Source organism: Thalassococcus profundi (genome assembly GCF_003344785.1).
GTDB classification, from domain to species: domain Bacteria; phylum Pseudomonadota; class Alphaproteobacteria; order Rhodobacterales; family Rhodobacteraceae; genus Puniceibacterium; species Puniceibacterium profundi.
Map to the genome: position 1 here is coordinate 443,658 of NZ_QPMK01000001.1, position 14,256 is coordinate 457,913.

Annotated in this window: 12 protein-coding genes; 8 read left to right on the plus strand and 4 right to left on the minus strand. The window is 61.8% G+C overall.

Annotated elements, in window-relative coordinates; genetic code table 11:
• The first annotated feature begins 467 nt into the window (after positions 1–467).
• The 6 genes from rho to DU478_RS02065 are packed head-to-tail and all read left to right on the plus strand — an operon-like array spanning position 468 to position 7,261.
• A complete protein-coding gene (rho, locus tag DU478_RS02040) occupies positions 468–1,739 on the plus strand; it encodes a transcription termination factor Rho (protein WP_114509254.1) in 1,272 nt (423 codons plus the stop codon).
• A 16-nt stretch (positions 1,740–1,755) separates the two neighbouring features.
• On the plus strand, positions 1,756–3,042 hold the full coding sequence (mnmE, locus tag DU478_RS02045; RefSeq protein WP_114509255.1) for a tRNA uridine-5-carboxymethylaminomethyl(34) synthesis GTPase MnmE: 1,287 nt from the start codon (positions 1,756–1,758) through the stop codon (positions 3,040–3,042).
• 2 nt (positions 3,043–3,044) lie between these two features.
• Positions 3,045–4,919 (plus strand): tRNA uridine-5-carboxymethylaminomethyl(34) synthesis enzyme MnmG, encoded by a 1,875-nt coding sequence (gene mnmG, locus DU478_RS02050; protein ID WP_114509256.1) that lies wholly within the window; start codon positions 3,045–3,047, stop codon positions 4,917–4,919.
• Positions 4,920–4,921: 2 nt separating this feature from the next.
• A complete protein-coding gene (rsmG, locus tag DU478_RS02055; protein WP_114509257.1) occupies positions 4,922–5,530 on the plus strand; it encodes a 16S rRNA (guanine(527)-N(7))-methyltransferase RsmG in 609 nt (202 codons plus the stop codon).
• Positions 5,523–6,332 carry a ParA family protein gene (locus tag DU478_RS02060; protein ID WP_114509258.1) on the plus strand — a complete coding sequence of 270 codons (810 nt, stop codon included), beginning with the start codon at positions 5,523–5,525 and terminating at the stop codon, positions 6,330–6,332. The genes rsmG and DU478_RS02060 overlap by 8 nt, the downstream gene beginning before the upstream one ends.
• A gap of 17 nt (positions 6,333–6,349) precedes the next feature.
• Entirely contained in the window at positions 6,350–7,261 is a 912-nt protein-coding gene (locus tag DU478_RS02065) for a ParB/RepB/Spo0J family partition protein (RefSeq protein WP_114509259.1), read from the plus strand.
• Here the strand turns inward: DU478_RS02065 and hemW are convergent.
• From hemW to rph, 3 genes are read right to left on the minus strand one after another with little or no spacing between them, the layout of a single operon-like run.
• Positions 7,258–8,415, minus strand: coding sequence for a radical SAM family heme chaperone HemW (hemW, locus tag DU478_RS02070; protein ID WP_114509260.1), 1,158 nt, complete (start codon positions 8,413–8,415; stop codon positions 7,258–7,260). The genes DU478_RS02065 and hemW overlap by 4 nt on opposite strands.
• A complete protein-coding gene (rdgB, locus tag DU478_RS02075; protein WP_114509261.1) occupies positions 8,408–9,019 on the minus strand; it encodes an RdgB/HAM1 family non-canonical purine NTP pyrophosphatase in 612 nt (203 codons plus the stop codon). The genes hemW and rdgB overlap by 8 nt, the downstream gene beginning before the upstream one ends.
• Positions 9,016–9,729 (minus strand): ribonuclease PH, encoded by a 714-nt coding sequence (rph, locus tag DU478_RS02080; RefSeq protein WP_114509262.1) that lies wholly within the window; start codon positions 9,727–9,729, stop codon positions 9,016–9,018. The genes rdgB and rph overlap by 4 nt, the downstream gene beginning before the upstream one ends.
• A gap of 113 nt (positions 9,730–9,842) precedes the next feature.
• On the opposite strand from rph, the gene hrcA reads away from it, so the two are divergent.
• Together hrcA and DU478_RS02090 are read left to right on the plus strand one after the other, a co-directional pair.
• The gene (gene hrcA / locus DU478_RS02085) at positions 9,843–10,907 is read left to right on the plus strand and encodes a heat-inducible transcriptional repressor HrcA (protein WP_114509263.1); all 1,065 of its coding nucleotides are present in this window, start codon (positions 9,843–9,845) and stop codon (positions 10,905–10,907) included.
• 9 nt (positions 10,908–10,916) lie between these two features.
• The gene (locus DU478_RS02090; RefSeq protein ID WP_114509264.1) at positions 10,917–11,480 is read left to right on the plus strand and encodes a nucleotide exchange factor GrpE; all 564 of its coding nucleotides are present in this window, start codon (positions 10,917–10,919) and stop codon (positions 11,478–11,480) included.
• A 34-nt stretch (positions 11,481–11,514) separates the two neighbouring features.
• On the opposite strand, the gene mutS is transcribed toward DU478_RS02090, so the two are convergent.
• Positions 11,515–14,157 carry a DNA mismatch repair protein MutS gene (gene mutS, locus DU478_RS02095; protein WP_233501082.1) on the minus strand — a complete coding sequence of 881 codons (2,643 nt, stop codon included), beginning with the start codon at positions 14,155–14,157 and terminating at the stop codon, positions 11,515–11,517.
• Positions 14,158–14,256 lie beyond the last annotated feature (99 nt).

Sequence of the window (14,256 nt, forward strand, 5' to 3'; positions counted from 1 at the left end):
CCACGGGACAAAAGCGGGACTTGTCCCGGACCACGCCGGATTCGTTCGCCTGTGCATTGGGATAAACGGCGGGATGCGGACAGCCTTTGGTGTGCCCGGTTGTCAAGATGAGTATCCTCGGACCTCGGATAAGCGATCTCGGGATGGAAATCGCGCATTTGCAAGACCCTGGCGGAAACCCCGGCGATCTGTGCCGGTTTTTCTGCACCGATCCGTCCACAGGACTGTCGGGTGTGGAAAAGGACGGGACAGCAAAGTTATCCCGAGGAAGCCGGCGCCCAGACTCTTCATCATCTCTTATTTTTATCTTCTTTTTTTAAGCCGGCCCCGAGCCTTGCGGGCGGGATGGCCGGCGCGATTGACAGGACGGGCCGGGATGGCTACACGACTAGGGCTTTCGTCCGAAAGCGATGTTTCCCGATGAAGACCGACGATGCGCTCCCCAAGTGGGGCGGCAAGGATGTGCGATGACCACTGAAAAGCTGAACCTGTCCGATCTCAAGGCGAAGAGTCCCAAGGACCTTTTGTCCATGGCCGAGGAACTGGAGATCGAGAACGCCTCGACCATGCGCAAGGGCGAGATGATGTTCCAGATCCTGCGTGAGCGGGCGGATGAAGGCTGGCAGATTTTCGGCGACGGTGTCCTGGAGGTCCTGCAGGACGGATTCGGGTTCCTGCGGTCGCCCGAGGCCAACTATCTTCCGGGTCCGGACGATATCTATGTCTCTCCCGAGATGATCCGGAAGTTTTCTCTGCGCACCGGAGACACGATCGAGGGCGAGATGCGGGCGCCGGAGAATGACGAGCGCTATTTCGCGCTGACGGACGTGGCGGGGATCAATTTCGAGGATCCGGAGAAGGCGCGGCACAAGATCGCCTTTGACAACCTGACGCCGCTTTATCCGGACGAGCGGTTGCAGATGGAAATCGAAGATCCGACGATCAAGGATCGGTCGGCACGGATCATCGACCTGGTGGCACCGATTGGTAAAGGTCAGCGGTCGCTGATCGTGGCACCGCCGAGAACCGGCAAGACCGTTCTTTTGCAGAACATCGCGGCGAGCATCGAGAAGAACCATCCCGACGTCTATCTGATCGTCCTGCTGATCGACGAGCGGCCGGAGGAAGTCACGGACATGCAGCGATCGGTGAAAGGCGAGGTTGTGTCCTCGACCTTCGACGAGCCGGCAACGCGGCATGTCGCGGTGTCGGAGATGGTGATCGAGAAGGCGAAGCGCCTGGTGGAGCACAAGCGAGATGTTGTGATCTTGTTGGATTCCATCACAAGACTTGGTAGGGCTTTCAACACCGTCGTGCCGTCTTCGGGAAAGGTTCTGACCGGTGGCGTCGATGCGAACGCGTTGCAGCGGCCGAAGCGATTCTTTGGTGCTGCGCGGAATATCGAGGAAGGCGGGTCGCTGACGATCATCGCCACGGCGCTTGTCGATACGGGCAGCCGCATGGACGAGGTCATCTTTGAAGAGTTCAAGGGGACCGGCAACTCCGAGATCGTGCTGGACCGGAAGGTGGCCGACAAGCGCGTGTTCCCGGCGATGGATATCCTCAAGTCCGGAACGCGGAAGGAAGAGCTTCTGGTCGAGAAGGGGGATCTGCAGAAGACTTTTGTGCTGCGTCGGATTCTGAACCCGATGGGCACGACCGACGCGATCGAGTTCCTGATTTCCAAACTCAAGCAGACCAAGACGAATTCCGAATTCTTCGATTCCATGAACACCTGACCTGAAAGGGGCAGCTATGGAAACGATCTTTGCCCTGGCGACGGCGCAGGGGAAATCCGGCGTTGCGGTGGTCCGGATTTCCGGGCCGTCGGCGACGGCGGCTTTGCAACGGTTGAGCGATGTGCCGGTTCCCGATGCGCGGCGCGCATCCGTGAGGCGTTTGCAGAGCGCGGAGGGCGTGTTCCTGGACGAAGCTCTGGTTCTGACGTTTGAAGACGGCAGCAGCTTCACAGGCGAAGACGTGGTCGAGCTGCATTTGCATGGAAGCATTGCCGTCATTCGTGCGGTACTGAGTGAGCTGGCGGACATGTCCGACTTGCGTTCCGCCGCACCGGGGGAATTCACGCGGCGCGCACTGGAAAACGGGCGATTGGACCTGACGCAGGTCGAAGGGCTTGCGGACTTGATCGAGGCCGAGACCGAATCTCAGAGGAAGCAGGCGCTGCGGGTGCTGTCCGGCGATCTGGGTGCGCGCGTTCGCGAATGGCGGCAGGATTTGGTGCGTGCCGCCTCCTTGTTGGAGGCGGTGATTGATTTCGCCGACGAAGAGGTGCCGACGGATGTGACACCGGAGGTTGGTGCCTTGCTGACCCGCGTCCGCACCCGGATCTCGGACGAACTGACGGGGATGCGGCGTGCGGAACGCATTCGTGAGGGGTTTGAAGTTGCGATCATCGGCGCGCCGAATGTCGGGAAGTCGACCTTGCTGAACGCGCTGGCGGGACGCGAAGCGGCGATCACATCGGATGTTGCGGGGACAACCCGGGATGTCATCGAGGTACGCATGGACCTTGGCGGAGTGCCGGTGACCTTGCTTGATACCGCCGGTCTGCGGGACACCACTGACGCTGTCGAGGCGATTGGTGTGAAACGCGCGCGGGAGCGCGCAGGCACCGCGGATTTGCGGGTTCATCTTATCGCCAGCGAAGCCGCGCTGCCCGAAGGTCGGGAGGAAATCGACATCCTCAGGATTGCAAAAGATGATGCAGGCGCGCACCGATTGGGCATTTCGGGCCGAACCGGCTTCGGGATCGACAGGTTGATTCAGGAGATCACCGAGCGGCTGGGGGAGATGACCCTGAATGCCAGCCTCGTGACCCGCGAACGGCATCGGGCAGCTCTTCTCGAAGGACGAGACGCCCTGGATGCGGCTTTGGATATGGTTGCGCAAGGACCGGAGTTTTATGATATGACGGCAGAGGAGATTCGGACTGCAGCGCGCCGCATGAGTGCCCTGATTGGCGACATGGATGTCGAAGCCTTGTTGGACGAGATCTTTTCCAACTTTTGCCTCGGGAAATAGGATTGTTTCACGTGAAACATCGCATGTTTGATGTCGTTGTGGTCGGTGGCGGTCATGCAGGCGCAGAAGCCGCGCATGCTGCGGCCCGCATGGGCGCAAAAACGGCTTTGGTTACTTTGACGCGCTCCGGAATTGGTGTGATGTCCTGTAACCCGGCGATCGGCGGGTTGGGAAAAGGTCATCTGGTTCGGGAAATTGACGCCATGGACGGGGCGATGGGCGTTGTGGCCGATGCCGCCGGGATACAGTTCCGGCTGCTGAACCGGCGTAAGGGACCTGCTGTCCAAGGCCCCAGAGCACAAGCCGATCGCAAAATCTATCGCCGGGAAATGCTGGCCCTGACAGAGGCGCGCGAAAACCTCGAGATCGTCGAGGGTGAGGTGACCGACCTCGTGATGGAAGGTGATCGGGTTGTCGGCGTGGTGCTGAACGATTGCGATCAATTGACCACGGCGTCAGTGGTCCTGACCACAGGTACATTCCTTCGAGGTCTCATTCATATCGGCGACAGGTCATTTCCCGGCGGACGCATGGGGGACAGGCCTTCTGTTCGGCTTGCGGAACGTATTGACGACTTTGGCTTCCGTCTTGGACGTCTGAAGACGGGCACGCCGCCGCGGCTCGATGGACGGACAATCGACTGGTCTGCGTTGGATTCGCAGCCGGGGGATGATGACCCTGTGATGTTTTCATTTCTCAACACGCAGCCATCGGCGCGCCAAATCTCTTGTGGTATCACTCATACCAACGCGCGTACGCATGACATCATTCGCCAGAACCTTGAAAAATCCGCGATGTATGGAGGTATGATCGACGGAGTCGGGCCGCGCTATTGCCCGTCGATCGAGGACAAGGTCGTACGCTTCTCGGAAAAGGAGTCACACCAAGTCTTCCTCGAACCGGAAGGACTGGACGACTCGACTATTTATCCGAACGGGATATCGACCTCTCTGCCTCAGTCGGTTCAGGAAGAGTACGTTCGCTCCATTGCGGGACTGGAGTCGGCAGACATTCTGCAACCGGGTTACGCGATCGAATACGATTACATCGATCCCAGAAGTCTGGATCTTCGTCTGGCTGTCAAATCTGTCCCGGGCCTGTTTCTGGCTGGACAAATCAACGGGACAACCGGGTACGAAGAAGCGGCGGCGCAAGGGTTGGTGGCCGGGTTGAACGCCGCCAGCGCTGCTTTGGATAGGCCATCGGTGACCTTCAGCCGCTCCGACAGTTACATCGGCGTCATGGTCGACGATTTGACCGCCCGTGGTGTCAGCGAGCCGTATCGTATGTTCACGTCGCGTGCTGAATTCCGATTGTCCCTGCGAGCGGACAACGCCGATCAAAGACTGACCCCGTTGGCCATCGAACTCGGGTGCGTTTCCGAGAGGCGAAAGCGATTGTTCGAACAGAAGGCGGAGCGGCTTGAAACGGCGAGGGGCAGGCTGGATCATGCTGTGTTTACGCCGCGTGAGGTCCAGAACATGGGTGTGCAGGTCAGCAAGGATGGCGCAAAACGAACGGCGTTCCAGCTTTTGTCCTTTCCGGACGTGACTTTTGAACGGCTGGCGGAGGCGCGACCGGGTCTGGCTGAGATCGATCAAGATATTCAGGCGCAGCTGGGCCGAGACGCTTTGTACGCCAACTACATCGCTCGGCAGAAACGGGATGTCGAGGCGCTGAAAAAGGATGAATCCCTGACGATCCCATCCGATTTCGACTATGCGGAGCTCAGCGGCCTCTCGTCGGAACTTCGGTTGAAGCTTGAATACGTCCGTCCGCACAGTGTAGCACAAGCGAGCAGGATCGAAGGGATGACCCCGGCCGCATTGACCTTGATCCTGGCCAGACTGCGCCACAACGCGCGAAAAGCCGGTTGACGATGGAGTTTGCTGGCCTGAGTGTTTCACGTGAAACAATCGAGCGTTTGGAGCTTTTCCAGAAGTTGCTGGAGAAATGGACCACCAAAATCAACCTGGTCTCCAGATCGACGCTGACCGATGCGAGAGAGCGCCACCTGATCGATTCCGCCCAGCTATTCCATCATATGCCCCGGAACGCCTTGCACTGGGTGGACCTGGGCAGCGGCGGGGGCTTTCCGGGTTTGGTGATCGCGATCCTCGCAAAGCAACTGGCACCTGACCTCCACGTTACCCTGGTGGAATCCGATACCCGGAAAGCGACTTTTCTACGCAGCATCATCCGGGAAACGGAAGCCGAAGCGTCGGTTATGAACGCGCGTATCGAAGCTCTGGAACCTCTTGATGCAGACGTTATCAGTGCCCGCGCCGTTGCAAATCTGGACAAACTTCTGACATGGACCCATCGGCACCTCTCACCCGACGGAACCGCGCTGTTTCTGAAAGGCGAAACCTGGAAAAAAGAGATTTCCGATGCGCAAGGCCAATGGTCCTTTTCGTGCAAGTCGCATAAAAGTATCACCGAAGATAACGCTGTCGTTCTGGAAATCGGAGATCTCTCATATGTCTGATCCCACGCGCCCCGAAACGCCAAAAATCATCGCCGTGGCAAATCAGAAAGGCGGTGTGGGCAAGACCACCACAACCATCAATCTTGGCGCCGCCTTGGCCGAATTGGGTCACCGCGTCCTGATCGTCGATCTCGACCCCCAGGGCAATGCCTCCACCGGTCTTGGCATCGAACCGGGCGATCGGGAGTTCACAACCTATGAACTTCTCCTTGAAGATATCGACCTTGCCGATGTGATCCAATCGACCGCCGTTCCGAACCTCTCGCTCATCCCGGCCACCGTGGATCTGAGCTCAGCGGATATCGAGCTTATGTCGAACGAAAAACGCAGCTTTCTTCTGCATGATGCGTTGCGACAGACGGATATCGACAGCTTTGCGCTGGATTTCATCCTGATCGATTGCCCGCCGTCCCTGAACCTGCTGACCGTCAACGCCATGGTCGCCGCGCATTCGATTCTCGTTCCACTGCAAAGCGAATTCTTCGCATTGGAAGGTCTGTCACAACTGATGTTGACCATCCGCGAAGTGCGCCAGACAGCCAATCCGAAACTCCGCATCGAAGGTGTGGTTCTCACCATGTACGATGCCCGCAACAACCTGTCCCAGCAGGTAGAGGCTGATGCGCGCAACAACCTCGGAGACCTGGTCTTTTCCGTGGTCATTCCCCGCAACGTGCGGGTCAGCGAAGCTCCGTCCTACGCGCAACCGGTCCTCACCTATGATACCACATCGCGCGGAGCCTTGGCCTACCGGGCACTGGCTCGGGAACTGGTCAAGAAAAACGCGAAAATCGCGGCATAAGCAAAGAGGTGATCGAGATGGCAGAGAAAAAGGACGCACGCCGTGGACTGGGCCGTGGCCTGTCGGCACTCATGGCCGATGTGGAGCCGTCGGTCCGCACCGACGACCCGCAAGCCGCGCCCCGACGTCCCGACCGGCAAGTTCCGGTCGAACGCATCCATCCGAACCCCGATCAGCCGCGCCGAAGCTTTACCGAAGAACATCTGGCCGAACTCGCGGATTCGATCCGCACCAAGGGTGTTATTCAGCCCTTGATCGTCCGTGTGCACCCGACCATCGAAGACGCCTACGAAATCGTCGCCGGCGAACGCAGGTGGCGCGCCGCGCAGATGGCAAAGCTGCACGAACTGCCTGTGCTTGTCCGGGATTTCAACGACACCGAGGTCCTTGAAGTCGCGATCATCGAGAACATTCAGCGCGCCGATCTGAATGCCATCGAAGAAGCGGCAGGCTACCGGCAGCTGATGTTCAAGTTCGGCCATACCCAGGAAAAGCTCGCCGAAGCCTTGGGAAAAAGCCGCAGCCATATCGCAAACCTGATGCGTCTGCTCAACCTTCCCGAAGAGGTGCAGTCCATGGTCAGCACCGGCACGCTGAGCGCAGGCCACGCACGGGCGCTTATCACCGCGCCGGATCCGGCAAGCCTGGCCAAAAAGATCGTCAAGAACAGCCTGTCGGTCAGAGAAGCGGAAAAGCTGGCCAAGACAGCGGCAACCGGAGAAACCCCGGCTCAGAAGAAAAAGACCAGCGGCTACACGTTCGAAAAGGACGCCGACACCAAGGCGCTTGAAAACGATCTGTCCGCGGCGACAGGCATGCGTGTGTCGGTCGATCACAAGCCGGGGCACGAATCCGGTCGTGTCACCATCTCCTACGACACACTGGAACAGCTCGACGCGCTCTGCATGCTGCTCAGCACAAGTCGCTAATCCGGCATCAGTTCGGCGATGACGGAGTTCAGGACAAGACGGCCCTGCATCGTCGCCCCCAACCGTCCCTCCCGTCGCCAGAGCATGCCGAGCGCTTCCAGCTCGCTGACGGCCTGCTCGTTGAGCGGAATGTCGGGAAATCGCTCCAATCTTTCTATATCTAGTCCCTCGGTCAACCTAAGACCCATCATGATGTGTTCGCTAAGCTGACCTTTCTGGGACAAGACGGTCACTGTCTCAAAGTCGGAAGCGTTCTCCACAGCATGCAACCACGCGCCCGGCGCATGAAGCGCCTCGGTCGCCATCCGCGTCCCCGCAAGGGTCAGCCGTCCGTGCGCACCGGGACCAATCCCGGCATAGTCGCCTTGGCGCCAATAGATCATGTTGTGCCGCGATTCGGCGCCGGTGGCCGCGTGGTTTGACACTTCATAAGCGCCGAACCCGGCGCGCGCCGTCATCTCCTGCGTCATGTCGTACATATCCGCGGCCAGATCCGTGTCCGGCAATCCGCGCAAACCGCCACTCCGCTGCCGATCCCAGAACGCCGTCCCGGGCTCGATCGTCAGCTGGTAGAGCGACAGGTGATCGACCGTCATGGACATGGCCTCCTGCAACTCGGCCGCCCACGCCTCCAGGCTTTGACCCTGCCGCGCGTAGATCAGGTCGAAACTGACCCGGTCGAAAACCGATCGCGCCACGTCAAACGCCTTCCGGGCCTCACCTGCGCTGTGCAACCGCCCGAGGCGTCTCAAATCGTCGTCACGCAGAGATTGGATACCAAGCGATACGCGATTGACCCCCGCATCGGAAAATCCCTGAAATTTGCCCGCCTCGACAGACCGCGGATTGGCTTCGAGGGTGATCTCCACGTCATTCGCCAGCGTCCAGTTCCGCCGCACAGCTTCGAGAACCGCCGCAACCGTCTCCGGCGCCATCAGACTGGGTGTCCCGCCGCCGAAAAAGACCGAGTTCAGGACCCGTCCCTGCGTGAGCCGCGCTACCCGGTCGACCTCGGACACCAGTGCACGGGCCCAGCGGGTCTGGTCCACATGCGCGGTGACATGGCTGTTGAAATCGCAATAGGGACACTTGGCCTCGCAAAACGGCCAATGCACATACAGACCAAAGCCGCCGAACCGCCAATCCTCAGTCAAAGCAGCCCTTCACGAATTTCGCGAAGGCGTCGGCGCGATGCGACATGCGGTTCTTCGCCCAACGATCCATTTCACCGAAGGTCTGCTCGTACCCGTCCGGCACGAAAACCGGATCGTAGCCATGACCCAGATCGCCGCGCATCGGCCAGACCAGCCGTCCCGCGATCTGGCCGGGAAAGACCTCGTCATGTCCATCGGGCCAAGCCAGTACCAGGGTGCAGCAGAACCGCGCAACCCGCGGTTCCGGCGCCGCCTTGGCCTCAAGCAGATCGTGCACCTTCCGCATCGCCATCTCGAAATCGCGACCAGAGCCTGTTTCGGCCCAATCCGCCGTATAGACCCCCGGTGCATTGTCCAAAGCGTCGACCTCGAGCCCGCTGTCGTCCGACAGCGCCGGCAGACCTGTCGCCTGCGCCGCCGCATGCGCCTTGATCCGGGCATTCTCCACAAACGTCGTGCCCGTCTCTTCGGGCTCCGGCAGGTCCATCTCGGCCGCGCCCACGACCTCGACCCCGAAGGGCGCCAGCAAATCGTCGATCTCCTCCAGCTTGCCCCGGTTGTGCGTCGCCACCAGAAGTCGCGTTTCGGACAGCTTGCGCGTCATGCCACCGCTGCCAACTGCGCCGCGACCAGCTGCGCCGCACCGGCCTCGGCCAAGTCCATCAACTGTCCCATCTGCATCCGCGAAAACGTCGCACCCTCGGCCGACATCTGCACTTCGATCACCTGTCCGTCCCCGCGCAGAATGAAATTGCCGTCGACCCCGGCCTCGCTGTCCTCGGGATAATCGAGGTCCAGAACCGGCTGACCGGCATAGATACCGCAGCTCACCGCAGCCACGGGCGAGATCAGCGGATCGGTGGTGATCTCCCGCGCCTTCAGCAGCTTGTTCACCGCCAGCCGCAGCGCGACCCAACCCCCGGTAATCGACGCGCAGCGGGTGCCGCCATCGGCCTGGATCACATCGCAATCGACGGTGATCTGCCGCTCGCCCAGGGCCACCCGGTCCACGCCCGCGCGCAGCGACCGTCCGATGAGGCGCTGGATCTCGACCGTCCGGCCGCCCTGCTTGCCCGAGGTCGCCTCGCGCCGCATCCGGCTGGTGGTGGAGCGCGGCAGCATGCCGTATTCCGCCGTCACCCAGCCCAGCCCGGATCCCTTGATGAACGGCGGCACCCGATCCTCGATGGTCGCGGTACACAGCACATGCGTGTCGCCGATGCGGATCATGCAGGAGCCCTCGGCATGTTTCGTCACCCCCGTCTCGATTGAAACGGCGCGCATTTCGCTTAAATCTCTTCCCGACGGTCTCATGCTCTGTCCTTCCTCGCGTGTCCGCGTCGGGATACAGGGGCACGGAGCCCAAGCGCAACCCCGATTGACCTTTGCGCGCCAGCGCCTTTAATGGCCGCAGCCCAAGGAGTACCATGACCAAAGGCGGCGATATCTTCGATCAGCTCAACGCCCGCTCCCGCGAAGTCTTTCGCCGGGTCGTCGAAGGCTATCTGGAAAGCGGCGAACCGGTGGGATCGCGCAGCCTGACCCGGACGCTCAGCGAAAAGGTCTCGGCGGCGACCGTTCGGAACGTCATGCAGGATCTCGAATACCTCGGCCTCCTGGACAGCCCGCATATCAGCGCCGGCCGCGTGCCGACCCAGATGGGGCTGCGGATGTTCGTCGACGGGCTGCTCGAAGTGCGCGACCTCGACCTGTCGGATCGCGAAAAGCTGGACGCCACCCTTGCCAGCAACACCGAGGACGTGGGCGGCCTGCTCGATCGTGTCGGATCGGCCCTCTCGGGCATGACGCAGGGCGCCTCGTTGGTGCTCACGCCGAAACACGAGGCGCCGATCAAGCATATCGAGTTCGTGAGCCTGGGCCATGACCGGGCCCTGGTGGTGTTGGTCTTCGCCGACGGCCACGTGGAAAACCGGCTCTTTGCGCCGCCGCCCGGCCAGACGCCCAGCTCCATGCGAGAGGCGGCGAATTTCCTCAACGCGCTCATCGAAGGCAAGACCCTGTCCGAGCTGCGCACCGTCATCGCCGCCGAAATCAGCAAGCGCCGGCAGGAAATCGACAGTCTGGCCCAGGCGCTGGTCGAATCGGGTCTTGCGGTCTGGGACGACGACGCCAACCAGCCAGAGCGCCTGATCGTGCGCGGCCGGGCGAATCTGCTCGCGTCCGACGGGCAGGCGGAAGAGCTCGACCGCATCCGCAGCCTCTTCGACGACCTCGAACGCAAGCGCGACATCGCCGAATTTCTGGAACTGACCGAATCCGGCGAAGGCGTGCGGATATTTATCGGCTCCGAAAACAAACTTTTCTCACTTTCGGGTTCCTCTCTGGTGGTCTCTCCATATATGAACGCGGATCGTAAGATCATCGGTGCGGTCGGCGTGATCGGACCCACGCGCCTGAATTACGGACGGATTGTCCCGATCGTGGACTACACGGCACAACTGGTCGGCAAGCTGATTTCCGACCGGAGTTAGAGGTTAAACATGGCAGACCCGAAGAAAGACGACTTTCTCGACGATATCGACGAAGCGACCGCCGAGGAATATGCGGACGATATCGCAGAGATCGACGGCGAAGCGGCCGAACTCGATGCGCTGCGCGCAGAACGTGACGAGCTCAAGGACCGGTTCATGCGCGCCCTCGCGGATGCGGAAAACGCCCGCAAACGCGCCGACAAGGACCGCCGCGAAGCAGAGAATTACGGCGGCGCCCGTCTGGCCCGCGACCTGCTGCCGGTCTACGACAACATGCAGCGCGCACTTGCCACCGCCAACGAAGAGCAGAAACAGATCTCCGGTGCCCTGCTCGAGGGTGTGGAGCTGACACTGCGCGAACTCACCTCGGTCTTCAAGAAACACGGCATCCAGCCGATCACCCCCGAGGTCGGCGAGCGCTTCAACCCGCAGCAGCACGAAGCGATGTTCGAAGCACCGGTGCCCGGCACCAAGGCGGGCGAGATCATCCAGGTCTCCGCCGTAGGGTTCATGCTGCACGACCGGCTTCTGCGCCCCGCGCAGGTCGGCGTCAGCTCGATGCCCGCCTCCTGATCGCGCCCCTCGTAGGGTGGGTTTCCAACCCACCTTACCCGCGTAGCAACTCCTTCAGATCGTAAAGCGCCTGCAAAGCCTCCCGCGGCGACATCTCGTCCGGTGACAAAGCCGACAGCCGAGTTTCGACTTCAGACGGGTCCTGCGACGCCGACGGGGCAGGGGACTGCGCGGCCACCGAAAACAATGGCAAATCGTCGATCAACGCTTTCGGCGCGGCCTTTTCGCGTTCGCCCTTTTCCAGCTGGTTCAACACGTCCCGCGCCCGCTTGATCACCGCGGGAGGTAGCCCCGCAAGTTGTGCCACCTGAACGCCATAGCTGCGGTCCGCCGCTCCGTCGCGGACCTCGTGCAGAAAGATCACTTCGCCCTCGAATTCCTTCACCGCCACGGTGGCATTGCGCACCCCCGGCAGTTTGCCGGCCAAGACGGTCAGTTCGTGGTAATGCGTGGCAAAGAGACCGCGCACCCGGTTCACCTCGTGCAGATGTTCCAAGGTCGCCCAGGCGATGCTCAGCCCGTCATAGGTCGCGGTGCCGCGCCCGATCTCGTCCAGGATCACCAGGGCCCGGTCATCGGCCTGGTTCAGGATCGCCGCGGTTTCGACCATCTCGACCATGAAGGTCGACCGGCCCCGCGCCAGGTCATCGGAGGCACCCACGCGGCTGAAGATCTGGCTCACCAGCCCGATATGCGCGGATCGCGCGGGCACATAGGCCCCGATCTGCGCCAGCAGCGCAATCAGCGCGTTCTGCCGCAGATAGGTCGATTTCCCCGCCATGTTCGGGCCGGTCAGAAGCTGAACCGCTGCGCCGTCGCCCTCCGGTCCCAGCGCGCAGTCGTTGGCGATGAACGGACCCGCACCTTGCGCCGTCAGCGCCCGTTCGACCACCGGATGCCGCCCGCCCTCGATGGCAAAGGCCCGGTTGTCGTCCACGACCGGACGGCACCAGTCCAGATCGGCGGCCAGGTCTGCAAGACCGGCGGCCAGATCGAATTCCGCCAGCGCGAGCCCCGTCTGGGCAATCTCCGCCCCGCGATCCAGAACCGCACCTTTCAGGCTATCATAGAGCCGCTTTTCGATCTCGATGGCCCGCCCGCCCGCATTGAGGATCTTGGTTTCCAGCTCGGACAGCTCCACGGTGGTGAACCGCACCTGGTTCGCCGTGGTTTGCCGATGGATAAAGGTGTCGGACAGTGGCGGTGACAGCATCTTTTCCGCATGGGTGGCCGTCGTCTCGATGAAATAGCCTAGTACATTGTTGTGCTTGATCTTCAGAGAGCTCACGCCGGTCTGCGCGGCGTAGTCCGCCTGCATCCGCGCGATCACGCCGCGCCCTTCATCGCGCAGCGTCCGCGCCTCGTCCAGTTCCGCATCGTAGCCTGCCGCGATGAACTCGCCGTCCCTGGCCAAAAGCGGCGGTTCGGCGATCAAGGCGTCGTCCAAAAGCGCGATCAGCGCGTCGTGTCCGCCAAGATCGTCCCGCGCCTCCGTCAGCTGCTCGGGCAGCTCCAGACCGTCCAGTTGACGGGCCAGGGTTTCGGCCTGTTCCAGGGCATTGCGCACGGCGGCCAGGTCCCGAGGCCCGCCGCGATCCAGCCCAAGCCGCGACAGGCCCCGGTCCAGGTCCGGCACGCGTTTCAGCGCATCGCGCAGAAACAGAGCCTGTTCCTGGTTCTCCAGGCACCAGGTGACAGCCTCTTGGCGGGCGCCGATCACCGCCAGCTCGCGGGACGGCGCCGACACCCGCCGTTCCAGCAGACGCGCACCCGCCGCGGTCACCGTCCGGTCGATCACCGACAGCAACGATCCGGACCGACCGCCCTGCAGGCTGTGCGTCAGTTCGAGGTTCCGCCGCGTCGCCGCGTCGATCTGCAAGAGCCGCGACACCTGGTCCTGCCGTGGCGGGTGCAGGATCGGCAGCCGGCCTTTCTGGGTGATGTCGAGGTAGTCGACCAGCGCCCCCATGGCCGCCACCTCGGCCCGTTCGAAGCGTCCGAAAGCTTCCAGCGTCTGGACCGAAAAAAGCCCGCAGACCCGCGCTTCGGCAGAGGTGGAGTCGAAAGACCCGCGCGACAGCACCGTGGGCAGGAGTCCGAGGTCGGCAAAGACTTCGCGCATCTCCTCGTCGACCGTGTCCGACACCAGAATCTCGCTCGGCGCCAGACGCGCCAGTTCCGCGCCGATGCGGGGCCGGCTCAACGGCATCACGTGAAACATGCCGGTCGAAATATCCGCCCAGGACAGCGCCCAATCGTCTCTGACACGGGCCAATGCGGCCAGGTAGTTGTGCCGCCGCGCCTCGAGCAGCGACTCCTCGGTCAGCGTGCCGGGGGTGACCAGCCGCACCACGTCGCGTTTGACCACCGATTTCGATCCGCGCTTCTTCGCCTCTGCCGGGCTTTCCATCTGTTCGCAGACCGCGACGCGGAAGCCTTTGCGGATCAAGGTCAGCAGGTAACCTTCCGCGGAATGCACCGGGACGCCGCACATCGGGATGTCGTCACCGTCGTGCTTGCCCCGCTTGGTCAGGGCGATGTCCAGCGCCGCCGCGGCCGCGGCCGCGTCGTCGAAGAACATCTCGTAGAAATCGCCCATCCGGTAGAACAGAAGCGCATCCGGGTACTGCGCCTTGATCTCCAGATACTGCGCCATCATCGGCGTGACCGCGTTCATGTGACCCCCTCGGTTGCGCCGCAACCCTACAAATCCCGGCATCCGACCGAAAGCCAAAACCAACGCGGTTGAGCCGCCCCCGCCGCTGGTCTAAGAGCA

Excerpts from the sequence above, each read along its gene's own strand:
- rho (WP_114509254.1), top strand. The coding sequence starts at position 468 with ATGACCACTGAAAAGCTGAACCTGTCCGATCTCAAGGCGAAGAGTCCC.
- mnmE (WP_114509255.1), top strand. The coding sequence starts at position 1,756 with ATGGAAACGATCTTTGCCCTGGCGACGGCGCAGGGGAAATCCGGCGTT.
- rsmG (WP_114509257.1), top strand. The coding sequence starts at position 4,922 with ATGGAGTTTGCTGGCCTGAGTGTTTCACGTGAAACAATCGAGCGTTTG.
- DU478_RS02060 (WP_114509258.1), top strand. The coding sequence starts at position 5,523 with ATGTCTGATCCCACGCGCCCCGAAACGCCAAAAATCATCGCCGTGGCA.
- DU478_RS02065 (WP_114509259.1), top strand. The coding sequence starts at position 6,350 with ATGGCAGAGAAAAAGGACGCACGCCGTGGACTGGGCCGTGGCCTGTCG.
- rdgB (WP_114509261.1), bottom strand. The coding sequence starts at position 9,019 with ATGACGCGCAAGCTGTCCGAAACGCGACTTCTGGTGGCGACGCACAAC.
- rph (WP_114509262.1), bottom strand. The coding sequence starts at position 9,729 with ATGAGACCGTCGGGAAGAGATTTAAGCGAAATGCGCGCCGTTTCAATC.
- hrcA (WP_114509263.1), top strand. The coding sequence starts at position 9,843 with ATGACCAAAGGCGGCGATATCTTCGATCAGCTCAACGCCCGCTCCCGC.
- DU478_RS02090 (WP_114509264.1), top strand. The coding sequence starts at position 10,917 with ATGGCAGACCCGAAGAAAGACGACTTTCTCGACGATATCGACGAAGCG.
- mutS (WP_233501082.1), bottom strand. The coding sequence starts at position 14,157 with ATGAACGCGGTCACGCCGATGATGGCGCAGTATCTGGAGATCAAGGCG.